The organism is Novosphingobium sp. UBA6272 (assembly GCF_002440635.1).
GTDB lineage: Bacteria > Pseudomonadota > Alphaproteobacteria > Sphingomonadales > Sphingomonadaceae > Novosphingobium.
This window is the reverse complement of the sequence record NZ_DJUW01000028.1, coordinates 206,907-231,282: the sequence shown is the minus strand read 5'-3', so window position 1 is coordinate 231,282 and position 24,376 is coordinate 206,907. Positions and strand designations below refer to the sequence as shown.

Annotated in this window: 25 protein-coding genes; 16 read left to right on the top strand and 9 right to left on the bottom strand. The window is 61.6% G+C overall.

The features are described from left to right. Positions 1–2: 2 nt before the first annotated feature. The 3 genes from B2V17_RS14005 to B2V17_RS13995 all read right to left on the bottom strand — a co-directional run bounded on the left by B2V17_RS14005 (position 3) and on the right by B2V17_RS13995 (position 2,556). On the bottom strand, positions 3–1,262 hold the full coding sequence (locus B2V17_RS14005) for a tyrosine-type recombinase/integrase (RefSeq protein ID WP_292998718.1): 1,260 nt from the start codon (positions 1,260–1,262) through the stop codon (positions 3–5). A 358-nt stretch (positions 1,263–1,620) separates the two neighbouring features. Further along, entirely contained in the window at positions 1,621–2,184 is a 564-nt protein-coding gene (locus tag B2V17_RS14000) for an ImmA/IrrE family metallo-endopeptidase (RefSeq protein WP_292998716.1), read from the bottom strand. Further along, entirely contained in the window at positions 2,185–2,556 is a 372-nt protein-coding gene (locus tag B2V17_RS13995; protein WP_292998714.1) for a helix-turn-helix domain-containing protein, read from the bottom strand. A 170-nt stretch (positions 2,557–2,726) separates the two neighbouring features. Here B2V17_RS13995 and B2V17_RS13990 point away from each other — a divergent pair, with 170 nt between their 5' ends. Both B2V17_RS13990 and B2V17_RS13985 read left to right on the top strand, forming a co-directional pair. Further along, positions 2,727–2,951, top strand: coding sequence for a DUF2188 domain-containing protein (locus B2V17_RS13990; protein WP_292998712.1), 225 nt, complete (start codon positions 2,727–2,729; stop codon positions 2,949–2,951). A 49-nt stretch (positions 2,952–3,000) separates the two neighbouring features. After that, positions 3,001–3,258 carry a hypothetical protein gene (locus B2V17_RS13985; protein WP_292998710.1) on the top strand — a complete coding sequence of 86 codons (258 nt, stop codon included), beginning with the start codon at positions 3,001–3,003 and terminating at the stop codon, positions 3,256–3,258. Between the two features lie 197 nt (positions 3,259–3,455). Here B2V17_RS13985 and B2V17_RS13980 read toward each other — a convergent pair whose 3' ends face one another. Beyond that, complete coding sequence (locus B2V17_RS13980) at positions 3,456–4,058, bottom strand: MBL fold metallo-hydrolase RNA specificity domain-containing protein (protein ID WP_292998708.1); 603 nt, start codon at positions 4,056–4,058, stop codon at positions 3,456–3,458. A 276-nt stretch (positions 4,059–4,334) separates the two neighbouring features. On the opposite strand from B2V17_RS13980, the gene B2V17_RS13975 reads away from it, so the two are divergent. The 3 genes from B2V17_RS13975 (at position 4,335) to B2V17_RS13965 (ending at position 9,472) form a co-directional block, all read left to right on the top strand. Continuing rightward, positions 4,335–5,669, top strand: coding sequence for an MFS transporter (locus B2V17_RS13975; RefSeq protein ID WP_292998706.1), 1,335 nt, complete (start codon positions 4,335–4,337; stop codon positions 5,667–5,669). Positions 5,670–5,766: 97 nt separating this feature from the next. After that, positions 5,767–6,774 carry a LacI family DNA-binding transcriptional regulator gene (locus B2V17_RS13970; protein WP_292998704.1) on the top strand — a complete coding sequence of 336 codons (1,008 nt, stop codon included), beginning with the start codon at positions 5,767–5,769 and terminating at the stop codon, positions 6,772–6,774. Positions 6,775–7,009: 235 nt separating this feature from the next. After that, a complete protein-coding gene (locus B2V17_RS13965) occupies positions 7,010–9,472 on the top strand; it encodes a TonB-dependent siderophore receptor (RefSeq protein ID WP_292998702.1) in 2,463 nt (820 codons plus the stop codon). Positions 9,473–9,552: 80 nt separating this feature from the next. Here B2V17_RS13965 and B2V17_RS13960 read toward each other — a convergent pair whose 3' ends face one another. From B2V17_RS13960 to B2V17_RS13945, 4 genes are read right to left on the bottom strand one after another with little or no spacing between them, the layout of a single operon-like run. Beyond that, entirely contained in the window at positions 9,553–11,100 is a 1,548-nt protein-coding gene (locus tag B2V17_RS13960; protein WP_292998700.1) for a tryptophan halogenase family protein, read from the bottom strand. After that, the gene (locus tag B2V17_RS13955) at positions 11,087–11,218 is read right to left on the bottom strand and encodes a hypothetical protein (protein WP_292998699.1); all 132 of its coding nucleotides are present in this window, start codon (positions 11,216–11,218) and stop codon (positions 11,087–11,089) included. Before B2V17_RS13955 ends, B2V17_RS13960 begins: the two co-directional genes overlap by 14 nt. An 11-nt stretch (positions 11,219–11,229) precedes the next feature. Further along, positions 11,230–11,976 (bottom strand): ROK family protein, encoded by a 747-nt coding sequence (locus tag B2V17_RS13950; protein WP_292998698.1) that lies wholly within the window; start codon positions 11,974–11,976, stop codon positions 11,230–11,232. Beyond that, positions 11,966–13,090: a glycoside hydrolase family 68 protein gene (locus B2V17_RS13945; protein WP_292998696.1), complete on the bottom strand. Its 1,125-nt coding sequence runs from the start codon at positions 13,088–13,090 to the stop codon at positions 11,966–11,968. Before B2V17_RS13945 ends, B2V17_RS13950 begins: the two co-directional genes overlap by 11 nt. Positions 13,091–13,639: 549 nt before the next feature. Here B2V17_RS13945 and B2V17_RS13940 point away from each other — a divergent pair. The 10 genes from B2V17_RS13940 to B2V17_RS13895 all read left to right on the top strand — a co-directional run bounded on the left by B2V17_RS13940 (position 13,640) and on the right by B2V17_RS13895 (position 21,893). Beyond that, entirely contained in the window at positions 13,640–14,626 is a 987-nt protein-coding gene (locus B2V17_RS13940; RefSeq protein ID WP_292998694.1) for a sensor histidine kinase, read from the top strand. A gap of 63 nt (positions 14,627–14,689) precedes the next feature. Then, a complete protein-coding gene (locus tag B2V17_RS13935) occupies positions 14,690–15,724 on the top strand; it encodes a substrate-binding domain-containing protein (protein ID WP_292998693.1) in 1,035 nt (344 codons plus the stop codon). Continuing rightward, positions 15,724–17,103 carry a phosphate ABC transporter permease subunit PstC gene (pstC, locus tag B2V17_RS13930; RefSeq protein ID WP_292998691.1) on the top strand — a complete coding sequence of 460 codons (1,380 nt, stop codon included), beginning with the start codon at positions 15,724–15,726 and terminating at the stop codon, positions 17,101–17,103. Before B2V17_RS13935 ends, pstC begins: the two co-directional genes overlap by 1 nt. Beyond that, complete coding sequence (pstA, locus tag B2V17_RS13925; RefSeq protein ID WP_292998689.1) at positions 17,096–17,989, top strand: phosphate ABC transporter permease PstA; 894 nt, start codon at positions 17,096–17,098, stop codon at positions 17,987–17,989. Before pstC ends, pstA begins: the two co-directional genes overlap by 8 nt. A 4-nt stretch (positions 17,990–17,993) precedes the next feature. Beyond that, positions 17,994–18,758 carry a phosphate ABC transporter ATP-binding protein PstB gene (gene pstB, locus B2V17_RS13920; protein ID WP_292998687.1) on the top strand — a complete coding sequence of 255 codons (765 nt, stop codon included), beginning with the start codon at positions 17,994–17,996 and terminating at the stop codon, positions 18,756–18,758. Between the two features lie 11 nt (positions 18,759–18,769). Further along, the gene (gene phoU / locus B2V17_RS13915; protein WP_292998685.1) at positions 18,770–19,462 is read left to right on the top strand and encodes a phosphate signaling complex protein PhoU; all 693 of its coding nucleotides are present in this window, start codon (positions 18,770–18,772) and stop codon (positions 19,460–19,462) included. After that, a complete protein-coding gene (gene phoB / locus B2V17_RS13910; protein WP_414690815.1) occupies positions 19,462–20,151 on the top strand; it encodes a phosphate regulon transcriptional regulator PhoB in 690 nt (229 codons plus the stop codon). The genes phoU and phoB overlap by 1 nt, the downstream gene beginning before the upstream one ends. Positions 20,152–20,197: 46 nt before the next feature. Further along, complete coding sequence (locus B2V17_RS13905) at positions 20,198–20,746, top strand: hypothetical protein (protein WP_292998683.1); 549 nt, start codon at positions 20,198–20,200, stop codon at positions 20,744–20,746. 62 nt (positions 20,747–20,808) lie between these two features. Continuing rightward, positions 20,809–21,429, top strand: coding sequence for a 6-phosphogluconolactonase (locus B2V17_RS13900; RefSeq protein WP_292998765.1), 621 nt, complete (start codon positions 20,809–20,811; stop codon positions 21,427–21,429). After that, the gene (locus B2V17_RS13895) at positions 21,417–21,893 is read left to right on the top strand and encodes an NUDIX domain-containing protein (protein WP_292998681.1); all 477 of its coding nucleotides are present in this window, start codon (positions 21,417–21,419) and stop codon (positions 21,891–21,893) included. The genes B2V17_RS13900 and B2V17_RS13895 overlap by 13 nt, the downstream gene beginning before the upstream one ends. Positions 21,894–21,895: 2 nt before the next feature. Here the strand turns inward: B2V17_RS13895 and dinB are convergent, their stop codons facing one another. Further along, positions 21,896–23,029, bottom strand: coding sequence for a DNA polymerase IV (gene dinB / locus B2V17_RS13890; protein WP_292998763.1), 1,134 nt, complete (start codon positions 23,027–23,029; stop codon positions 21,896–21,898). Between the two features lie 76 nt (positions 23,030–23,105). Here dinB and B2V17_RS13885 point away from each other — a divergent pair, with 76 nt between their 5' ends. Beyond that, a complete protein-coding gene (locus B2V17_RS13885) occupies positions 23,106–24,374 on the top strand; it encodes a multidrug effflux MFS transporter (RefSeq protein ID WP_292998679.1) in 1,269 nt (422 codons plus the stop codon). The last annotated feature ends 2 nt before the right edge of the window (positions 24,375–24,376 follow it).

Here is a 24,376-nt window from a genome sequence, read left to right as displayed (position 1 = left end):
CGTTATGCGGCCCAGTCGAGGATGGTCGCGGTTTCTTGCCTGAGCAGCTCATCGATCTTCGAAGAAACGCGCTCCACGGCTAGGCGAAGCGCTTCATCGATGTGGACATAGTTCTGCGTCGAGCCCCGTGCGCCATGACCGAGCAGTGCCTTGATGGTGAGTTCCGAGAAGCCCATGTCGCCGGCCACGCTTCCAAAGGTATGCCGGAGCACATGCGGCGTAACGCCCTTGATCCCGGCGATAGCGCATAGGGCGCGCAAGGTTTCGGGCACGCCCGAATATGGCCGGTCCACAAAGTCCGACGGGAAGAACAGCGAGAGCCCGCGCTTTTCTGGCAGGGCCTTCAACAGTTGGATCGCTGCCTGGCCAATCGGGCGCACTTGGCCATCGGTCTTGGTGTCGGGGAAGTGGACATATCCGCGGTCAGCGTGAAGCCAGCCCCGTTCCATGCCAATGATCTCGGAGATCCGGTAGCCGGTCAGCAGAAGGGCTCGCACAGCAGCGAGACCGGTTGGATTTTCCTCGTTCCGCGCCGCGATTTCCATCGCTTCACCAAGCGCCCGGATTTCCCCCGCACTGAGCCGACGAGTGCGTGCCTTACCGGCGATCTTGCGAACGCCAGCCGCGGGGTTGTTCTCCACGATGTCATAGCGGAGCGCATGGGAGAGGAGGCTTTGCAGCGTCGAGACCGCACGACCGGCAACGCCGGGGCCACCGGCGGCCTTGCCGCCGCGTCCGCCTTCCTTGCGCGGCTTGGCAGTTTTCCCGGCAACGATGTCCATCTGCATCTTCTCGATGTCCGAAACGCGCAATGCGCGGACCTGTCGGGTGCCGATAAGCGGAACGATGTGCGTCTCAATCCGGCTGCGATCCATTGCGAGGGTCGAAGCTTTGATCGGCCGATGCTTGCGCCCGAGGATTGTCCCGGCTTCGGCGTTTTCGAGATACCAGGTGCAGACTTCCCGGATCGTGATGGCTGCGCGGGATTGCGCGCGCTCCTCAGCTGGGTCCGCGCCACCAACGACTGCCGCGAGCTTCACGATCGCTTGCTTGCGTGCCTGCTCGACCGTGAGGACGCCATATCGGCCGATCACAATCCTGCGGCTGCGCCCTTCCTCGTTTCGGTATTGCAGCACGAACGCTTTGAGGCCTGACGGAATGACCCGTACCCCAAATCCACGCAGTTCAGAATCCCACAGGAACGCCTGCCCCGTTTCGGGGATCGCCAGAGCGTCGATGGATGTCTTGGTGAGCTTGCCCATGCCAGCTTGTCCTTTCGGGCATTTTGCTTACACAAGCCGGAGTCCTTGGCAATGTACGCACAATGTAAGCGGACGGGAAGAAACGGCAGGCCACGAACGGGTTGCTCTGGCGTAGCATGAATCCCGAATTTTGGCTTATATTCAGAAGGATGGCGTGGGCTAGCGCAGGTTGGGGTACACTCGGCGGATGTAATCCGGCATTTTGCCAAGGTTGGGGTCGAGGGTTCGAATCCCTTCGCCCGCTCCAGTTTTCCTAGATAAATCAGCGAGATAATCGCCTTCAGGGCGAGGTGATTTTGCGCCCTCAATCTGTGTCGCCACCATGTCGCCACGCGACAAGCGATTACCTACACGATCTCTAGGCGGATCGACAATATGATAAGCGCTTCTCAACACCCGTCATTCGGCAGCGCCAGTTGCACAGGTCCAAACTGACTCCGAACATCTGAGCGATCTGGGCCGGGCTTTTGCCTGCCGCTCGATGATGTAGCAAAACGGCTTCTGGCAACAGCAACGCTGCCCCAAGCCAATCGGCCTCACTTTCCTGATCGTCGGAATAGTCGGAAAGTAGGACTAATCCGCTTACTGAAGCTACTGCGCTGGCCGGAGCGTGATCGAGCACTATGTGGGCCAGTTCGTGCATAAGTGTTGCACATTGCCGCGCCCGGCTATGCATTGGATTTAGTACAATCAGCTTTGTATCTCGTTCGGCTAAGGTCATTCCAGACCAAGCGTCCGGGTCATTCACCATAAGCTGATCGGCGTGATCAGCCGCTAGTCTGAGTTCATCAGCCCCGCGCACGAGTACACCCCGATGCGCTGCCATCCTCCAAGGATCGAGAACGTCGATTTTTGTCAATCCAAGCTCGACCCGGACTGACGCTGCAATGCGCTCCGATTCGGCTTTGAAGCCCCGACGCATTTAGCGCTGCTGCAGGGTCTTGAGATGCGCGTCGAGAGCATCCTGAGCAGCCAATATGAGCGCCCCAAGTGATGTGGCCGTATCCGTAGAAACCGTCTTCTTCTTTCGGAAATGAACGACTGCAGGGCGCTCCTGTGTACTGCTGGCTTCAACCCCCAAGAACTGGGCCGGATCGACCTCTAGCCATCGGCATATTTTAGCAAAGGTAGCGAGGTCTGGCACATTGCCGTTTTCGACTCGGGATAAGGTGGCTGGACTAACGTTGGCTTCCAACGCCGCAGCTCGAATCCCTCTGCCTTCGCGCTTTCTGCTGATTAAGCGCCCCAATTCTTCAATAGGAAGGCGGCCCTGATCCTCGATAGGAAGCGCCATAAAATCTCCACGCGCTACCCGGTTGACTCACCCGGCATCGACTTCCATAGTGTTTCACACGTAAGGCAAGTCGTCTCATTAATGAAACTGTCTTACCGATAGGACGGGGAATCACTTCCAGTGGGCTGAGTCAAGCCTTTCTGACAGATTCCAAGACGAAAGGTGCGATTATGACCGGTAAGAATCAGTATGTGGTCCGCAGAGGCGATGGTTGGGGTGTTCGCGGTGAAGGCAACAGCCGCCTCACTGGTTCGTTTGACACTCAGCGCGAAGCCATTGAGCGTGGGCGCGAGATTGCCCGCAACCAAGGCTCAGAACTGCGGATTCAGGGAAGCGATGCCAAGTTCCGCGAGGCATGGTCGTATGGAAACGACCCGTTTCCGCCGAAGGGTTGATCGAAGTGGGCCGCACCTTCCGGGTGCGGCCTTTTTCATGGAGGACAAAATGCAGATCGATGCAGCTTTGGTACGGGAGCAAGGAGTTACCTTCGCCGTCGTCGCAGTAAAGAAGCATGTGGTGGACAATCGGGCGCAAGCCTTGTCGGCGGCAAGGAGCTTTGCTTCCCCGTTTCCCAATGTTCCCATCGTACTGATGGGCCAGGACAATTCTGGTCACGCAACCTTTTTCGGTCGGCAGGACATTGTGAGATTCCTCTCGCGCATCTCGCTCAACCGCCTGCCTTGGAAGCGGTACAATGTCTAAGGGGACTGACGATGTATAAGCCACGAAAGATCCATCCGCCTCGTCCGCCCAAGCCAGTGGACCGGATGCAAAACATGAAAACCATCAGACCCATCGGCAAAACCAAGTGGGTTCGAGCGCATTGGCGCTACGACTACGAGCGTCGGCAGTGGGAATGGGTATTGGGTCACTGGGCAAAATAAGGGCGAGAGTAGATATCAGACAACCACCCTCTCCCCGTTCGCGGCGATCTTAAGCTTGGCTGGAAAAGAAATGTATCGGTCAGGGTGGACAGTGTGGATTGGGATCAGGCGCTGCGGTGCAACGGCCTGTGCCATTCGGTATAGGTCTGCGCTGGAAGCGTGGCCGGAACTATGGACGATGTTGAAGTCAATTTCCTTGCGCTTTGCCCATTCGCGCAGGTCGGTACGTTCCCGGTCAAGGTAGCCGGGCCATAGCGAGTAGATCAGGCAACTGCTTTGCAGGTCCATGCGGTCAAGATCGGCAGCCATCGCAGTGCGAAACATCATCGCGTAGCATCGCGGGTTGGCCTGCAATTCCTCAGCGTAAATCCGCTGCGCCTTATATCCGTCGATCAGGTCAAACCGCTTGTCGTTGATGATCCTTCGACGTTGTGCGCGGGGGAGATAGACGCGCAATTGGTCACTCCTCCGTGGGTCGGGCAGGGAATCGAGCGCAAGGGCGTCGATCAGATTGGCCATATAGGCATCAATGACGAACGTGCGGCCTGACCGCACCGACGCCCGGAAGAATGTCACGAAGCGGTCAATGTTCTGGCCGGAGAAGCAGGCCAGCGTCATGCTTGGACAAGTGGAAAAGGAAGGGTTCGATTGGAACGCTGGGCGAATGTTCCAATGGTTAGTTGACAAACATAACGGCAGCAACGCTCCGGCGCGTTCGAGATCTGGATTTGCTCGGGGCTCCTCACTTGCGCTGTGTGAATGCGCCCTCAGAAAGCGCTTCGAGAAATGGGCAAAGCTGATCATCCCTAACCGACCAACTTACAAACGATTGTAGTCCAGTTGGATCTGTGCCAGACAATCGCTGAGACGGAGCAGAATTGGGGAGGGTTTCAGGTGCGGACCGCCGAAAAGCCAAGATTGTCGCTGCTGAGAATCATCGAGATGAATGTGGGCTTTTTCGGGCTGCAATTCAGTTTCGGACTGCAGCAGGCGAACATGGGGCCGATCTATGGTTTCCTTGGCGCCGATGAGGCGACGATGCCGCTGTTGTGGCTGGCCGGGCCGATGACCGGACTGATCATCCAGCCGATCGTGGGTGCGATGAGCGACCGCACCAATTCGCGCCATGGGCGCCGGACACCCTATTTCCTGATCGGTGCGATCATCTGCAGCATCTGCCTGTTCTTCATGCCCTACTCCCCTGCGCTTTGGGTTGCAGCCTCGCTGTTGTGGATCCTGGATGCGGGCAACAACATCACGATGGAGCCCTATCGCGCCTATGTCGCCGATCGGCTGGCGCGCGAGCAGCGCTCCGTCGGCTTTTTGACGCAGAGCGCGTTCACGGGGCTGGCGCAGACCTTGTCCTATCTGGCGCCGACATTGCTGACGGGCATTGTGGCCAAGGACGTGTTGGACGCGAACGGCATCCCGGTCATCGTGCGGATCGCTTTCATCATTGGTGCGATCCTGTCGATCTCCACAATTGTGTGGTCGGCCTGGCGCGTTCCGGAACTGCCGCTGACCGATGAAGAGACGGCTTTGCTCGCGCAAAGGCCGATGACGGTCAAGGCGACCATGGCCGAGATTGTCGATGCGATCCGCGAAATGCCAAAGCCGATGCGCCAGCTGGCCCTTGCCATGCTGTGCCAGTGGTATGCGATGTTCGCCTATTGGCAGTATGTCACTTTCGCAGTCGGGCGTTCGATCTACGCTACCAGCGACCCGGCCAGCGCCGCCTTTCGCGATGCCACGCTGACCACCCAGCAGGCAGGCGCGCTCTATAACTTCATCGCCTTTCTGGGGGCACTGCTGCTCATTCCGATTGTTGCAAAGCTGGGCGCGCGGATGACCCATGCGGCCTGTTTGACCGCTTCGGGGATTGCAATGCTGCTGCTGCCTGGCGCCGATACGCCGGCTGCGCTGTTTGTGCTGATGCTGGGCATCGGCATCGGCTGGGCCGGGATGATGGGCAATACCTATGTCATGCTGGCCGATTGTATTCCGCCGCAGCGCAATGGCATTTACATGGGCATTTTCAACATGTTCATCGTGATCCCGATGCTCATCCAAACCCTGACCATGCCGCTGATCTATCGCCCGCTGCTGGGCGGTGATCCACGCAATGTCCTGTTCCTGGGCGGTGCGCTCATGCTGCTGGGGGCCTTGGCAACCTTGTTCGTGAATGCGGGGCACCGCGCGTCGGTTGAACATAAAATGGTTGATGGCTAGGGACAAAACCGTGCAAGCATTTGCGCGATGCCATCCCGGCATTGGTGCGTCAGATGCAGGGTGAAAAGTGCCGATGCCTAATCGCGCCAGAATAACCATGAGCGGTCTCGCGAAGCTGTCGGGCGTCGATATTTCAACCGTATCGCGCGCTTTGAATGACAGTCCCCTGGTCAATGGCAAGACCAAGGAGCTGATCCTCCGGCTGGCGAACGAAACGGGCTATGCCATCAACGCCCGGGCGCGCAGCTTGCGCAAGCAATCAAGCCAGACGCTGGGTATCGTCATTCCCGTCTATCCGGGTTCGCACCAGAACCTCTCCGATCCGTTTTTCCTCGAAATGATCGGCGCTGTTTCGCAGGCGGCTGCAAAGCATGACTATGACCTGATCATCAATCTGCCGCACAGCCCATCCGAAATTGCCGAGCAGCGCCTGCTGCTTTCGGGCAAGGCGGATGGCCTGATCGTTATCGGTCAGGCCGGACGAACCGAACGGCTGAAATCGCTCGGCGACGCGGCCAATCGGGTTGTCGTCTGGGGGGGCATGATCGACGCGGCAGACTATACCCTGGTGGGCAGCGACAATTTCGAGGGTGGGCGACTGGTTGGTCAGCACCTTACGGGTATCGGTCGTCATAAAATCGCGTTTCTCGGCGATGTGGATCTGCCTGAGGTGAAGCTGCGTTACGATGGGCTGGTGTCTGTCTTGCAAGGACAGGGGGATGGGAAGTCCGCCCCCTTGCTGATCCCTTCGTCCTTCGATGGCCATGAAGCTTACCGCAAAGTCCTTGAGCTGTGCGACGGTTCAACCGGATTTGATGCCATCTTTGCTGCGTCGGACGTGCTTGCCATCGCAGCCATTCATGCCGTTCAGGCCAAGGGTCTGCGGGTGCCCGAAGATGTTGCCATCGTCGGTTACGACAATATCGGACAGGCTGAGATGATCTCGCCCGGCTTGACTACCATCGATCAGAATATTGCTTTGGGCGGCGAGATCATGGTCAATGCCCTGATCGACAAGATTGCCGGCAAGCAAGTCAGTGCCACGCTGACGCCCACAAAGCTGGTGATTCGTGGCAGTACTGTGGGCGCAATACCCAAGCCTTAGGGCCGCCAGGGATGAAGCTCCGTGCCCAGCTGTCGGGGTTGCCAGCGGTGATCTCGGCAAATCGCCTCAAATATCTGTAATATAACTGTAATTTTTGCAGAAAGCCCGTTTGGAGCATTTTTTGCAATCGGTTGTATTTTTTGTTTGCAATCGTTTGTTTCTGGAATTAGGACTTGTCCCGCACACTGCAATATTGCGCCCCAATTATAAGGGCGATCTTGGGAGGATATGACCGATGAAAGTGATCCGTCGCGCCTTGTTGGCAACGGCTGCTGTGACAGCCTTGATCAGTGCGAGCGCCCATGCGCAGGATGTGCAGCCTGAGGACAATGCCGCTCAAGACAACGAGATTGTGGTCACCGGTGTGGTCGCAGCGGCGGGCAAGAACAAGATCGACACGTCGGTTTCAGTATCTTCGCTGGATTCGGAAGCGATCGCTGACAGCAATCCGACCAACCTGGCCGAAGTTTTCCGCCAGCTGCCGGGCATCCGTTCGGAAAGCTCATCGGGCGGTGGCAACTCGAACATCAACGTTCGCGGCATTCCGATCTCGACCGGCGGTGCAAAGTTCCTTTCGATGCAGGAAGACGGCCTGCCGATCCTGCTGTTCGGCGATCACCTGTTTGCCCCGGCCGATGGCTTCTTCAAATCGGATTCAACGCTGGCCCGTGTTGAATCGGTGCGCGGCGGCACTGCCTCGACGCTCACCACCAACGGCCCGGGCGGGATCATCAACCTGATCGGCAAGACCGGCAAAACCGGCGGCGGATCGGTCGCTTTCGGGATCGGCGTTGACCACAAGGACTACCGCGTCGATGCGGAATACGGCGCCAGGCTGGCTGACGATCTGTACTTCCATCTGGGCGGTCACTTCCAGCAGGGCGGTGACTATCGCGATTCAGGTTACAGCCCCGTATCCGGCGGCCAGCTGCGCCTGAGCCTGACCAAGGAATTTGACGCCGGCTATGTCCGCGTCACCGGCAAGTTCATCGACAAGAAGGAACAGGCCTATTTCCCGCAGCTGGTCTCGCGCACCGGCAATGCAACCAGCGGTGAAGTTGGCACCAGCCTTGGCAATTTCGATGCTGCCAACCACAGCCTCTACAGCAACCTGACCCGCAACGGTCTTGCGGTAAACGGCCGCAATCAGCTTGAACCCTACGACGCTGCCGATGGGCTGCACCACAAGGTGAAGTCGATTGGCCTGGAAACCAAATTTGACCTTGGCGGTGGCATCAATCTGGCGACCAAGAGCCGCTACCAGGACATCTCGGGTCAGTTCCTGGGCTTCTTCACTTATGGAGCCTTGGACGCGGCCTCGCTCGCAGGTTCGACCTATTACAACGGCCCCCTGGCCGGCCAGGCGGTGACCGCTGGCAACCTGCCCAATGGCTTGGCATCCGAAGTGGCGGTTTTCGACGTCAATCTTGATGACATGAGCAACTTTGCCAACGATGTCCGCCTTTCCAAGACCTTTGACATTGGCAGTGGCTCGACCGTGGACTTCACCATTGGTCACTTCTTCATGCATCAGAATTTCCAGCAGGACTGGCACTGGACCCGGCTGGTCACCACTACCGAGAACGATGCTGCGCTGATTGCAACTCCGGGTTCGATCAATGGCATTGCCGGCGTCAACCAGGCGTTTGGCTGGGATGGTTCGAACCGCAACTACGATCTGGAAGCCGAAGCAAGTTCGCCCTTTGCTGCGATCGCCGTAAAGTCGGGCAACTTCAGCTTTGACGCCAGCATGCGTTACGACTTCATGCGCCAAAATGGTGTGCGCACGGCTGGCGCCGGTGCTCCGTTCGATGTCAATGGCGATGGCTTGATTACCGGATCGGAAGCCACCGTTTCGCTGAACACCGGCGTGGTCGATGCCCGTGCCGACCTGAAGGCCGACAATTTCGCCTGGTCGGTTGGCGCCAACTATCTGGTCGGCGACAACTTCTCGATCTTTGGCCGCGCCTCGAGCGGTGCCTCCTTCAACTTTGACCGCGCCCTTGATTTCGGCGTTCGCGATGCGAGCGGCGGATTGCTGGCCGGCGCTGAAGGTGCCTATGTCGATCAGGTCAAGCAGTACGAAGTTGGCTTCAAGGCTCAGAACCTGAAGCTGGGCGGCGGCGAGCTCGATTTCTACGGGACCGTGTTCCTGTCGAAAACCGAAGAATCGAACATCACCATCACGCCTCCGACTGGGCAGATCCGCAAGTATGACGCCAAGGGCCTTGAGCTCGAAACCTACTACAAGAGCGGCGTGTTCAATCTCTATGCCACTGCCACCTACACCGATGCCGAGATTACCGACGCGCGCAATTCCGCAAACGTCGTGAACACGGCACTGATCGGTAACCGGCCGCAGCGCCAGGCCAAGCTGATCTGGGCGGTCACGCCCAGCTTGGACTTTGGCCGGGTTCGTCTTTCGGCCAGCTGGATCGGCACAAGCAGCAGCTTTGCCAATGATGCCAACACGCTGACCCAGAAGGGCTACTCGGTCGTGCACCTGACCGGGGCCCTGAGCCTGACCGACAATCTGGAGCTTTCGCTCAACGTCAACAACCTGTTCGACAAGGCAGGGATTACCGAATCGGCGAATGACGGGCGTGAATCGCTCTATGCCGCGGCACCCAACACGGTGACGATCGGTCGTTCGATCCAGGGCCGCACGGTAGCTGCAAACATCCGCTTCAAATTCTGATCGGGTCGCAAAAAGGAAGGGCGTCCGCTGGTTGCGGGCGCCCTTTTTTTTGTCCGGGAACACGGATTGATCGGCGGGTCCTAGAGTTTCTGGAGGGCCTCGAAATAGGCCAGATTCGCAACGGTGTCGCGCTGCACGAAATCACGCAGCTTTGATCGGCGCTGGGCCAGCTCTTGCATCATCGCGCTGACCTGCCCGCCCGGTTCAGGCGAGCTACTTCCGGCCCCTGCCCAGCCCATGCCGTAAAGGACGAATTTGTAATTGGTGGCCGAGAAGCACTGGGTCGTGCTGTGGAAATCATAGATGCTGGGCACCGCAGATCCCCACGACGCCAGATTGGCTTGCAGCGAAGCCGGGATCGTCGCGGCGTCGCAATTGTCACGCCAGAATGCCGTGTCGCGCCGGTTTGACAGGCAATAGTGCAGCTTCAGGAAATCGGCGATGTTGTCGTAGTGATTGTGCAATATCCGGTTGTAACTGGCCTGGGGCTGCGCCCCGCCCAGATAACGCGGCACAAATTCCAGCATGGCCCAATTGGCCATTTCGATCAGGTAGATCTCGGTCGATTCGAGCGGCTCCAGAAAACCGCTCGACAGCCCGATCGCCACGCAATTGCCGCGCCATTGCTGGTCATGATAGCCAATGCGCATATCAAGCCGGCGCGTTTCCAGCTCTTCGACCGGCTGCTGCAGATAGGCGGCCAGCTCCGCCTTGGCGGCATCGTCGTCGATATAGCGCGAGCTGTAGACATGGCCGACGCCGCGGCGGTCCTGCAGCGCGATATCCCAGATCCAGCCGGCGCTTTGTGCGGTCGATTTGGTGTAGCCGATGACGTCCGCCAGGCTGTCATTTTCAACCCTGGTCACAACGGCGCGGTCAACAAACAAGGTGCCCGACAGGCTGTTGAAGCTGTTCTGCTTGTCGGAATTGATCAGCCTGGCGGCAAAACCGGTGCAGTCGACAAACAGATCGGCAGCAACCCGTTCGTCATTGTCCAATCGCAGTGCGATGATGTCGTCGCCATTGCGCTCGATGCCCACGACCTTTTGCACTTTGTGGCAGACGCCGCGCCCTTTGCTGAGAGTTTTCAGGAATTGCGCAAGTTTCCCGGCATCAAGATGATAAGCATAGGCGAGCGCGCCGTCATAGGGCTTGTCGGTGAAGCTCTTTGGAGCCCGGCCGCTGCGGGCAATTTCGGCCTGCACCGAGAATTGCTCGGCATAGGCGCCGCGCTGATCTGGCGGCAATTGCAGCCATTGCCAGGTCGCATCCCTACCTGCGACCATGATCTGGTCACCGAACGGGTGGAAATAGCTGTTGGTGCCGTCCTGCTTGGGATCGTCACGCCAATTGATGAATTCGATGCCCTGCTTGAAGGTGGCGCCGCAGTTTTTCAGGAAGAGATGTTCCTCGATACCGCAAGCCGCCAGCGTCTGGCGGATCGAGGGGATGGTGGCCTCCCCCACGCCAACGGTCGGAATGTCCTCGGCTTCGATGACTGTAATTGCAACCGGTCGGTTCAGGGTGTGAGGCAGCTGGTTTTGCAGGAACGCCGCAGTCAGCCAGCCTGCCGTGCCGCCGCCGACAATGACAATCGCCACTCCTTGATCGGCGTCAGTCTTCGACATTCACAGCCTTCTTTGCGAGTTCGAACGCGCCGACAATGCCAGAGCGAGTGCCAAGGCCTGATGATACGATGATCTTGTCCGCATGCACGCCAAAATAGCTGCCCGCATAGGTGGCCACCTGTGCCCTGATCATGTTGAGCAGCCCGGCTGTCTGCAAGACCCCCCACCCAGAATGATGCGCTGCGGTGAATAGAGCGCGATCAGTGTCTGGCAGAACTGGGCCAGGTAATCGGCGATGATCTGATGCGCCACATGGTCCGGTGCCAGGTCGGAAAGCGAGGTCCCCCAACGCGCCTTGATCGCCGGGCCGGATGCCAGGCCTTCCAGGCAATCGCCATGAACCGGGCAGGCGCCGGCAAAGTCCAGGTCCTGAGGGTGGCGGCGCAGCATCACATGGCCCATTTCCGGGTGGCGACTTCCCTTGACCGTTTCCCCACCGATGGTCGCCCCGCCACCGATGCCGGTACCGACCGTGACATAGATCGCCACATCGCAGCCCTTGGCCGCGCCGTGCTGATACTCACCAATCGCAGCGCCATTCACATCTGTATCAAGTCCGACTGGGCAGCCTAGCGCTGCACCAAGACGCACCGCAACATCGGTCTGGCTCCAGCCTGGTTTTGGAGTATCGGTGATAAAGCCCCAAGCGGGCGAGGCCGGATCAAGGTCCACCGGCCCAAACGAGGCGATGCCCAAGGCTGCAATGCCACCTTGGCCTTGAAACCATTCGATCGCGCGTTGAAGCGTTTCGTCGCGAGTAGTTGTCGGTATTTGCGTCTGGGCGACGATCTCATCGTGGCCACTGCCGATGGCGAGGACAAATTTGGTTCCGCCCGCCTCGACCGCGCCGAACAGGTTGCTCGCGTCAGCCGACATTGACCAGGTCACGGCACAGGCTTGCGCGATTGCCGTCCAGAACCAACCTGACGAACGGTGCCGGGGTTCCGCCAAAGCTCTCGGCGGCAAGCTGCGGATCATTCGCCAGGCTGCGCCCCTTAAGGCCCCAATGATCGACGAAGCTGCTCACCAGCAGCTCCCTGGTCACGTGCCAGCTATAGGTCTGTGAGGGCTCTTCGCGGGGATTGGCCAGGATCAGTCCGCTGCCATTGATCGGCTCATAGTCCCCAAACAGCTGATTGGAGACCATGCCATAGAGTCCCGTGGGCCCAACCGGGCCAGCCGGGTCAAAAGTGCCGGCCTGGGTCACCCAAAAGAGATAGTAACGACCATCTCTGGCGACCATGTGCGCGCGTTCCAGTTCATTGTTGACGCCGTCGGCATGCAGCAGCGGCGGCAACAATTCCCAGCCATCCTCGCCCGATCGGCGGGCAATGCCCACGGCGCCGTTATATTCGGATTTCGACCCTGCCAGTGAAGCCGTGAACAGCAGATATTCCTGACCATCCGCCGGATCGCAGAAGTAGGCGGGGTCGCGAAAGGCGGTGATCTTGCCCGGCTCGCCCTCTTGCTGATCAGCCAGATCGTAATGATCGCCGCTGTTGACGACGGATTCGCGCGGCTCGCTCCAGTTCGCGATATGGCCGTCTGGCTGCAAAGTGCCGTGCGCTTCAAACAGCCGTTGCTGATAGCCGCCGGGCTGGTCGGCGCGGCCGGCGGCTGTGAAGAACAAGGAGACGGTCTGACCTTTCAGCAAAGCCGTTCCTGCCCATTCGCGCTCGAACGCGTATTCCGCATTGGGCAGAGCCCAACCCAGATCGCGCCACTGGCTGTTCTGCAAGTGCAACAGCCTGATGCGCGCTTCAAAATGGCGCAGCCCTGGATCCGACCGGTCCGGAGCCGCAAGCGCCATCCACAGCGATCCGCCATCGACTTTCGCGATGCTGCCATCGGGAAGCTGCAGCGGCCACATGTCCCACAGCAGAATTCCCGGAAGTAGGGGGCGAGCTTGCTCTTCCGAAATCAGGCGAACAGCAGGAAAATCCTGCTGCTCGATGCGGGAAACATGCTCGTGCGTCCATGCTGAGGTCAAGGCGAGAGGATTCCTAGTAAAACCGTCTTTCGCCAACGCCTAGGAAATGGGGCAACGCTGCGCAACAGAAATTTGCAATCGATTGTATAAAAGATCGAATGGAAAGCGGGCCGCTTCGCCGACCAAGCCTGATTCCCGGATGCGACCGCCATTTCAATCAGCCCTGGCATGCAATTGTCCGTCGATTGTCGGCTGATCGCAGGGAGCGTCTACGCGTCTGCAATGTTGGCGCGCGGCTGGCCGAGACTGTGTTGCTTAGACTTCATGGCGCGGTCCAGAATCTACCGGCAGGTTTTCTATGGCTTCGCCCCAAAACCAGCGGTTCCGGATTGTCCGAATGTCCGGACGTTTCGGCCTGCGCCTATTTTGGATAATCTCAGACTTTCCACAGCTATCCAACGCCTCAGGGAGCCATATTGGGGGCCACTGCCGTCACACCTTATCCAAACCATACATCAAATCAATTCATTACGCTGACTTTATGGTTCCCTTCGCCTCCAGTTTTTCCAAATCGTTGAGTGCGACTGCGGCTTCGGCTAGGGCATCCCCATGCCCCTGTCCGGACCAGCCCTGCTCGAACATGTTCCTTCGCCTGCGTTTTTCGTCGATGCCGGTCAGGTGAGCTTTGCCAACGCCGCCGCGCGCGAGCTGCTGGGCGGGCATATTGTTGGCGAGAACGTGCGGATCGCGGTGCGCGATCCCAAGGCGCTGGCTGAAGTCCTGGCTCCCGCCGGGGTGCCGGTGCGGATCGACGGGCTGTCGGTGCCTGGCAGCCGCTGGCAGCTGACCTGTCAGCGGATCGACGAGGACCGGCGGCTGGTGCTGCTTGAGGATCTGTCGGTCAAGGTCAGCGTTGCCCGGGCCCATGCCGATTTCGTCGCCAATGCCAGCCATGAACTGCGCACGCCGCTGGCGGCAATCCTTGGCTATGTCGAGACGCTGGAAGATCCGAAGGCAGGAGCCGACGAGGCGACCCGCCAGCGGTTCCTGGGGATCATCCGGCACGAGGCATCGCGGATGCGCGCGCTGGTCGAAGACCTGATGAGCCTGTCGCGGATCGAGGCGATCAAGCACGATGCGCCGACCGAGCCGGTCGACATGGTGGCCCTGGCCCGCGAGGCGATCGGCGAGGTGCGCGAACGCGGTGAAGCGGTGCTGAGCGCCAATGTCGAGCGCGCGCTGGTGGCCGGAGATCGCGGCCAGCTCGCCCAGGTAATGCGCAACCTGATCGACAATGCGCTGAAATACGGCAAGCCCGACGCGCCGGTCCAGGTAACGCTGGAAGCAACCCAGACCGGACGGGTCGCGATCAGCATCCGCGACGAGGGCGAGGGGATCGATCCCGAGCATCTGCCGCGCCTGACCGAGCGATTCTACCGCGCCGATACCGGCCGCAGCCGCGCCGCCGGCGGCACCGGGCTGGGTCTGGCGATCGTCAAGCATATCGTCGAGCGACACCGCGGACGGTTCGATATTTCTAGCTTTCCGGGGCAGGGAACGACCGCCTCGATCATCCTGCCGCTGCTTGCCGGATGATTGTCACATAAGTGTCATGGAGCAGTCCTAACTGGCAGAACGACTCATCGATCAGAGGTTGCCATGAACCGTTTCAAGACCATCGCATTTGCTGCCATTTCCACCGTCGCTCTGGCCGCTTGCGGCGGGGGTTCGAACGCCAGCCGTGATGCGGCCTGGGCGGTCGGTTCCTCGACACTTTATCCTTTCGCCTCGGCCGTGGCCGAAGAAGTGGCCAAGGGCGGGATCAAGGCCCCCAAGGTTGAACAGAACGGCACGGGCGCCGGGATCAAGCTGTTCTGCGCCGGCGTCGGCGCGGCCCATCCCGACATCGCCGATGCCTCGCGCCGGATCAAGAAGTCGGAATTCGAAGATTGCCAGAAGAACGGCGTCAAGGATATCGCCGAAATCCAGGTCGGGCTTGACGGGATCGCCTTTGCCGAAGGCAAGACCGGCCCCGGCATCGCGCTGACCCCGACCGACGTCTACAAGGCGCTGGCCGCCAATCCGTTCGGCAAGCCCAATACCGCCAAGACCTGGAAGGACGTCAACCCGGCGCTCCCGGCGCTGCCGATCCTGGTCTATGGTCCGCCGACCACCAGCGGCACCCGCGACGCGCTGGCCGAACTGATCCTGACCAAGGGCTGCGACAGCGACCCGGCGATGAAGGCGCTCAAGGAAAAGGACAAGGACGCCCACAAGAAGGTCTGCACCGAAGTGCGCGAAGACGGCGCCTATGTCGATTCGGGTGAGGAAGACAACCTGATCGTCCAGAAGCTGGCCGAAAATCCCAACGCGATCGGCGTATTCGGCTTTTCCTTCCTTGAAGAGAACATGGACAAGCTGAAGGGCATCACCATCGACGGCATCGAGCCGACCTATGCCTCGATCTCGGACTTCAGCTATCCCGGCGCCCGCCCGCTCTACATCTACGTCAAGATGGCACATCTCGGCGCGGTTCCCGGGCTGAAGGATTTCGTCGCCGCCTGGTCCAAGGTCTGGGGTCCGGACCAGCTGCTCAAGCAGAAGGGCATGGTCATTGCGCCGGATGATGTGCGGGCCAAGAACGCCGTGATTGCCGCCAATCCGGTGGCGATGGACGCTTCGACCCTCAAGTAATGTCCCCGGCAATCGTCCTGGCATTGCTGCTGGCGCTCGGCGGCGCGGCGTGGTTCGCCGCCCGCGGCCGGGCGCAAGCGATGTATACCGGTCGCGGCTCGCTGCGGGCGATGCCGAACTATCATGGCTGGCACATGGCGCTGTGGGTGCTGGTGCCGGCCCTGCTCGGCTGGGGGGTGTGGAATGCGATCGCCCCCGGGCTGATCCATGGCGCGATCATGGCTCATCCCGCGGCCCAGGGCCTGCCGGCGATGGACATGGAGCGCGACGCGATCGTCAACGAGGCGATCGCGGCGGCCAAGAGCGGCGGTTTCGGCGCATTCCGGCCTGAATCCGCGGCGCTGACCGGTCCGGTCAAGGAAATCCTCGCCCGGTTCGACTGGATCGGTGCCGGGCTGAGCCTGGTTCTGGCGCTGGCCGGCGGAGCATTCGGCTATACCCGCGTGACCCGCGATTTTCCGGCCCGCACCCGGGTCGAGCGCGCGGTGCTGGGGCTGTTGCTGGCCGCATCAAGCGTTGCCATCATCACCACGCTGGGCATCATTGGCTCGCTGGTGTTCGAGGCGTTCCGCTTTTTTACCTTCGTCAGCCCGTTTGATTTCCTGTTCGGGACCAACTGGAACCCCGATCCCTTCGCTCCGATCAATCCCGAAATCGGCAAGAAGCTGGGCGCGGTGCCGCTGTTCTGGGGGACGCTGTTCATCGGTGCGATCATCGCGATGATCGTGGCCGTGCCGCTGGGCCTCATGAGCGCGATCTACCTGACGCAATATGCCTCGGCCAGGTTCCGCAAATGGGTCAAACCGATGCTGGAGATTCTCGCCGGGGTGCCGACCGTGGTCTATGGCTATTTCGCTGCCTTGACCGTGGCCCCGCTGGTCCGCGATTTCGCCGCCGGGATCGGGGTGGCCAATCCCACCACCGAAAGCGCGCTGGCCGCCGGGCTGGTGATGGGGGTGATGATCATTCCGTTCGTATCCTCGATGGCCGATGACAGCATTGCCGCAGTGCCGCAGGCGATGCGCGACGGCAGTCTTGCGATGGGCGCGACCAAGAGCGAGACGATCCGCAAGGTGCTGATCCCCGCCGCGCTACCCGGGATCGTCGCCGGGGTGATGCTGGCGATAAGCCGCGCGATCGGCGAAACCATGATCGTTTACATGGCGGCCGGCGCTGCGGCGCGGCTGTCGGCCAATCCATTCGATTCGATGACTACGGTGACTTACCAGATCGCCCGCCTGCTGACCGGCGACGGCGATTTTGCCCATCCCTCCACCCTTTCGGCCTTTGCCCTGGGGCTGGTGCTGTTCGGGGTCACCCTGGTGCTCAACATCGTCGCGCTGCGCGTGGTCAAACGCTTCCGGGAAGCTTATGAATAAGTACGCATCACAGTGGCAGTCGCCCGACATGACCAAGCGGCTCGCCCGGCGCTATGCGGCTGAGCGGCGGTTTCGGCTGCTGGGCGTCGCGGCGATCGCAATCTCGCTGTCGTTTCTCGCCTTCCTGCTGTTCACCATGCTGAAGAACGGGCTGGGCGGGATCGACTGGGCCTTCCTGACCGGCTCGGATTCGACCGATGCGGGTAATGCCGGGATCTGGGGCGCCTTCAAGGGTTCGCTGCTGACCATGGCGGTAACGCTGGTGCTGTCGTTCCCGCTGGGCGTACTCTCCGCGATCTGGCTTGAGGAATTCGCTCCGCGCGCCAGATGGGTCGAATGGATCGAGGTTTCGATCAACAATCTGGCGGCGGTTCCCTCGATCATCTTCGGGCTGCTCGGCCTGGCAATCTTCATCCAGCTGTTCGGCATGCCGCGCTCCTCGCCGCTGGTCGGCGGCATGACGCTGGCGCTGATGACCATGCCGGTTATCGTGATCGCCGCGCGCAACGCGGTCCAGGCCGTCCCGCCCTCGATCCGCGATGCGGCCCTGGCGGTCGGCGCGAGCCCGGTCCAGGCGACTTTCCACCATGTGCTGCCGCTCGCGCTGCCCGGCATCCTGACCGGCACGATCATCGGCATGGCCCGCGCGCTGGGCGAAACCGCCCCGCTGCTGATCATCGGCATGCGGATGTTCGCGGCCACACCGCCCCAGGGCATCACCGACAGTTCGACCGTCCTGCCGATGCAGGTATTCCTGTGGTCGGGCGAAATCGACCGCGCCTTTGTCCAGAACACTTCGGCGGCGATTATCGCGCTGCTGTTCTTCCTCCTCGCCATGAACGGCCTCGCGATCTATCTGCGGGCCAAGTTCGAGACCCGCTGGTAAACCCATGACCGAAACGCTCCGAATCTCTGCCCAGAACGTCAACGTGTTCTACGGCGCCAAGCAGGCGATCGACGATGTCTCGATCGACATCCCGTCCGAATATGTCACTGCCTTCATCGGCCCCTCGGGCTGCGGCAAGAGCACCTTCCTGCGCGCGCTCAACCGGATGAACGACACCATCCCCGGCTGCAAGGTGACTGGTCAGATCGAGCTCGACGGCGAAGACATCTATGGTCCGGCGATGGACGTGGTCCAGCTCCGTGCGCGGGTCGGCATGGTGTTCCAGAAGCCGAACCCGTTCCCCAAGTCGATCTATGAAAACGTCGCCTATGGCCCGCGCATTCACGGCCTCGCCAACGGCAAGACCGAGATGGATGCGATCGTTGAAAAGTCGCTGCGCCGTGCCGGGCTGTGGGACGAAGTCAAAGACCGGCTGCAGGATGCCGGCACCGCGCTCTCGGGCGGGCAGCAACAGCGGCTGTGCATCGCCCGGGCGATCGCGGTCAGCCCCGAAGTGATCCTGATGGACGAGCCGTGCTCGGCGCTCGATCCGATTGCCACGGCGCGGATCGAAGAGCTGATCGACGAGCTCAAGGGCCGCTACGCGATCGTCATCGTTACGCACTCGATGCAGCAGGCCGCGCGCGTTTCGCAGCGCACTGCTTTCTTCCACCTCGGCAAGGTGGTCGAATACGGGGCGACCGACCAGATCTTCACCAATCCGCGCGAAGAGCGCACCAAGGATTACATCACCGGACGGTACGGGTAAGGACAAGCGGCATGGCCGAACATACAGTCAAGGCATTCGACAACGAGATCGGACAGCTGCGCGGTTTGATCGCGGAGATGGGCGGACTTGCCGAAACGATGATCCGCGACGCGATCGACGCACTCGCCCGTTCGGACGAAGCGGCGGCGCAGATCGTGGTCGATACAGACAAGAAGCTCGACGCGCTGGAGGCCGAGGTTGACCGGCTGGCGGTGCGGGTGATCGCACTGCGTGCGCCGATGGCCGACGACCTGCGCGACGTGATCGCCGCGCTTAAGATCTCGGGCGTGGTCGAGCGGATCGGCGACTATGCCAAGAACATCGCCAAGCGCGTCGGCCATATCGAAGGCCGAGCCAAGCTAGGCCCGCTCACCCTGGTTCCGGCGATGGGCGAGATTGCCCAGGGCATGGTTCGCGACGTGCTCAACGCCTATGGCGCCCGCGATGCCGAACTGGCGGTCGAAGTAATCCTGCGCGACGAAAAGCTCGACAATTTCTACGAGAGCCTGTTCCGCAACCTCGTTTCGCACATGATGGAAAACCCGGCGACGATCAGTTCGGCGGCGCAGCTGCTGTTCGTTGCACGCAATCTTGAACGGATCGGCGATCACGCCACCAACGTCGCGGAAATGGTCTATTTCGCTGCGACCGGGCTCTATTATTCCGAACGCGATATGCCCGGCGGCATGGAAAAGGTGATCTGATGCAGCCCTCGGTGCTGATCGTTGAAGACGACACGGCGCTGTCCGAACTGCTGCAATGGCATTTCAACTCCGAAGGCTATGACGTGCGCGCTACCGCCGATGGCGAGGATGCGCTGATGCTGGTGCGCGAGCAGCTGCCCGATCTGGTCGTTCTCGACTGGATGATCGAATCGCTTTCGGGCGTCGAGGTTTGCCGCCAGCTGCGCAAGGCAAAGGACAGCGCCAAGGTCCCGATCATGATGCTGACCGCGCGGGGCGAGGAAGAAGACAAGATCCGCGGGCTCAAGACCGGGGCCGATGACTATGTCACCAAGCCGTTCTCGCCGCGCGAGCTGCTGGCCCGGGCCGAGGCGCTGCTGCGCCGCAGCCGTCCGGCGCTGGCCGGCGAAGTGCTGGTCTTCGACGATCTGGAGCTCGATCCTTCGGCTCACCGGGTCAAGCGCGGCGGCGATGTGCTGCACCTTGGTCCGACCGAGTTCCGCCTGCTGCGCCATTTCATGGAAAAGCCGCGCCGGGTCCACAGCCGCGCGCAATTGATCGATGCGGTCTGGGGGATGGACAAGGAGATCGACGAGCGCACGGTCGACGTTCACATCCGCCGCCTGCGCCAGGCGATCGAACGCCCCGGCAGCCCCGAACTGATCCGCACGATCCGTTCGGCCGGCTATTCGATGGATGGCGCGGCCTGATCCAGCTGCTTGACCTGCAACAGCTTTTGCAGTCAGCAGGGCAGGGATGACCGGATTTCTTGTCGCATTCATTGCTACTCTGCTGCTGGGAGCGGGCGCGCGCGATCAATTGCTGATCGCCGGGCTTTCGGCACGTCAGGGCCAGCGGCCCGCTGTTCTGGCGATCGCTGTGGTCAGCGCCGCGCTGGCCGCGCTGGCTGCGTTCTGGATCGCTGCGTCATTCGCGCCGCAGCTTGAGGCCCCAGTCCGGCGGATGCTGGCGATCCTGGCGCTGGCCTTTGCCGCGCTGGAGATGATCGTACTGCGCCCCGGGGCGACGCCAAACGAGCCGACCAATTCGCTCGGTGCTTTCGGCATAGTCCTGCTGGCCTTGCAGATCTTCGATGCCGCGCGGTTTCTGCTGTTCGGCATCGTCGTCGCCAGCATGTTGCCGGGCGCGGCCGGACTGGGCGGGGCGCTGGGCGGGATGGCGGTAGTGGCGGTCGGCTGGGCAGCGGGGCAGTCCCTGCTCGACCTGCCGCTGCAGCGGCTGCGGCGCTGGCTGGGGGCTGTGCTGCTGCTGGTCGTGGGCGGCTTGCTGCTATTCTATCGCTGAGCGCCGCTTGCATAGCATTGCAGCGGCGTTCCGGCCGCGCCGGCGCCGTGCTATCGCGGGGCATGGACACCACCCGGATCATCCCCGGCGCCAGCGACGCCGAAATCGCCGACTGGCTGCACCGCACCCTTGGCGCTGCGCTAAAGGCCGCGCCGGGCAGAATTGCGATCACGATTCCGGGCGGCTCGACTCCGTTCCCGATCCTTGCCGAACTGGCGGCGCTCGGGCTCGACTGGAGCAGGATCTCGGTCTGGCCGGGGGATGACCGGATCGTCGCTGAAGATCATCCTGCCAGCAATGTTGGCCGGATCCGCCGCACCCTCGAGCCGCTGGGTGCAACAGTGGTCGCGCTGGAGGAAGGTCTCGAGCCGCCCCGCTTCGGGCTGGCATGGCTGGGCATGGGGACCGACGGCCACATAGCCTCGCTGTTCCCCAACACCGATCCGCAGCCCGATACGGCCGAACGGCTGATCCGTCTGGTGCCCGATCCGCTACCGCCCGAGGCACCCTTCGCGCGGCTCAGCCTGACGATCCCGGCGCTGCTGAACAGTGACCAACTGGTGTTCGTTATTCGCGGGGACGAAAAGCAGGCGCTGTTCGAGGCGGCGCTGGCGGGCGCGCACGACTTGCCGGTTGCGCGGCTGCTGGCGGCGGCGCATCAACCGGTGACATGCTTCACCTGATCCCCGCTCCGCTGCACCGCACGGCGCTGCGTCTGGCCCATGCCGTGCGGCGGCGCTGGTGGCGGCTCGCCGGAACCCGGCTCAACGGCTGCAGGATTTTCGCTTTTGACGAGGCTGGCCGGATCCTGCTGATCCGCCATTCCTATGGCAGCGGCAACTGGATGCTGCCGGGCGGCGGAATCGGGCGCGGCGAGGATCCCTTGGAGGCCGCCTTGCGCGAATTGCAGGAGGAGTGTTCCTGTAATCTCGATCAGGCGCGGCTATTCACCGTCGTCGAGGAACCGCTCTACGGCACGGTCAACCGCGTCCACCTCGTCACCGGACTGGCCACCGGGACCCCCAAGGGCGACGGACGCGAGGTGATCGAACTGGCCTTCTTCGCGCCAGATGCCTTGCCCGAGCGGTTATCGCCGATGCTCGCGGCACGAATGAAGGAGTGGCTGGCGGCGGCCCGGGCGGAGTAAGCCTAGAACGGCAAGGAGCCCTGCGCCGCGCCGCCGACCAGAGCCGGAGCCTCGGGCTCGTCCTCTTCCAGCGCCGACAGCGTCAGCCCGACCAGCCGTACCGGCTGGGCCAGCGGCAGCACTTCGTCGAGCAGATCGTGCCCGATTTTCGAGAACTCGGCCAGGCTCGCGACCGGCCGGGCCAGGCTGCGGGCGCGGGTCAGGCCGGTGAAATCCTTGTGCTTCAGCTTCAGCGTCACGGTCCGGCCCTTGGCCTCGGCCTTCTCGATCCGCTCCCAGGTGATCGCGATGATCCGTTCGAGTACCTCGCGCAGCGCCGAGCCCGATGAGATGTCCTTGTCGAGCGTGCGCTCTGCCCCCAGCGACTTGCGTGCGCGGTTGGCCTTGACCCGGCGCAGGTCGATCCCCCGCGCCGCGCGGTAGAGGTAGTCGGCCTGGCTGCCGAAGTGCTGGCGCAGGAAATGAATATCCTTGTCGCGCAGGTCGGCGCCGCTCTCGATCCCCAGTGCAGCCATCTTTTCCGCGCCGCGCGGGCCGATCCCGAAGAACCGCCGGACCGGAAGGCCGGCGACGAACTGCGCGCCTTCGCCGGGGCGGATCACGCAGAGCCCGTCGGGCTTGTTCCGGTCGCTCGCCAGCTTGGCGAGGGACTTGTTGTAGGAAACCCCGGCGCTGGCGGTCAGCCCGGTTTCGGCCTTGATCCGGGCGCGGATCAGTTCGGCGATGCGGGTCGCGGAGCCGATCCCCTTGAGGTCGTCGGTAACGTCGAGGAAGGCCTCGTCCAGGCTGAGCGGCTCCACCAGGGGCGTGTAATCCAGGAATATCTCGCGGATCTGGCGGGAGATTGCGGTGTAGACCGCGAAGCGCGGGCGGCGGAAGATCAGCTGCGGGCAAAGCCGCTTGGCGGTGACCGAGGGCATGGCGGATCGGCAGCCGAATTTGCGCGCCTCATAGGAGCAGGTGGTGAGCACCCCGCGCGGTCCATCGCCGCCAACCGCGACCGGTTTGCCGCGCAGTTCGGGCTCATCGCGCTGTTCGACGCTGGCGTAGAAGGCGTCCATATCGACGTGGATGATCTTGCGCAGGCCATTTGCCTCGGAAGTCTGATCGTCCGAATCTGCGTCGTCCTGTGCCATGACCTGACGATAGCGCGAATAGGACTGTGACGAAAATGCACTGGCCAGCGGGGCTGGTTGCGGCCATGGCGCTGCCATGTCCAGCCCCGGCTCCACTCCTTCCCGTCCGCCACTGGGCGAGCGTGAGTTCATCGTGATGATGGCCTCGCTGATGGCGCTGCAGGCCCTCAGCATCGATTCGATGCTGCCGGCGCTGGGAACCATAGCTGCGGAACTAGGCTCAACCGATCCCAACCACCGGCAACTGGTGATCGGTGTCTACCTGTTCGGATCGGCGATCGGGGCCTTGCTGCCTGGCGCTCTGGCCGACCGCTTTGGACGGCGACCGGTGCTGTTCGGAGCCCTGGCAATCTACACCGTACTCGCGCTTGCCTGCGCGCTTGTGCAGGATTTTACGACATTGCTGGTGCTGCGCGGTATCCAGGCCTTGGGCAGCGCGGGGCTTACCGTCATGCCCAGCGCGATCGTTCGCGATTGCCACGAGGGTGACAGAATGGCGCGGATGCTGTCGACCACAGCCTTGGTGTTTATGATCGTGCCGGTTCTGGCACCGAGTTTCGGCCAGGCCGTATTGCAATTTGCCGGATGGCGCTGGATTTTCGGACTGACCGCGGTGCTCGCGGTTGCAGTATCAAGCTGGGTCTGGCTGCGGCTTTCCGAAACGCTTGATCCCGCGAACCGGCAAGAGATCCGACCGCGGCGCATCGCAATCAACATGGGTACGGCACTCAGCAATCGCGCGTCGATCGGTTATGTTCTCGCCAGTGGCCTGGTCTGGGCCGGGTTGTTCGGCTTTCTCAACAGCTCGCAGCAGTTGGTTGCCGAGCATTTCGGTGCTGGGCAGGCCTTTCCGCTCTATTTTGCGGGCATGGCGGGGTGCATGGCGATGGCCAACCTGGTCAATTCGCGCATCGTCGAACGGTTTGGTGCGCGGCGGGTTTCGCACAGCGCGCTGCTGGCTTTCATCGCTCTGGCCGCATTGCAGGTGTCACGCGCCTATGCCGGCGATGAAACGCTTGGCCAATTCGCCCTGATGATGGCCGCGCAGATGTGTTTGTGTGCCTTGATGGGGGCCAATTTCACTTCGATCTCGCTCCAGCCGTTCGGACGGATCGCCGGTGCCGCCGCTTCGGTGCAGATGTTTACACGTTCGGTGCTGTCGTCGCTGCTTGGCGGGGCGATCGGCCAGTCGTTCGATGGCACCGCGCGCCCGCTTGCCACCGCGCTGCTGGCTGGCGGCTTGCTCGCGCTGGTCCTGGTCCTTTACAGCGAGAATGGACGCTTGTTCCGCCGCTTGACTCCACCGGGTCAGGCGCGGCCTGTGGCTGATCCGGGAGTGCATTGACG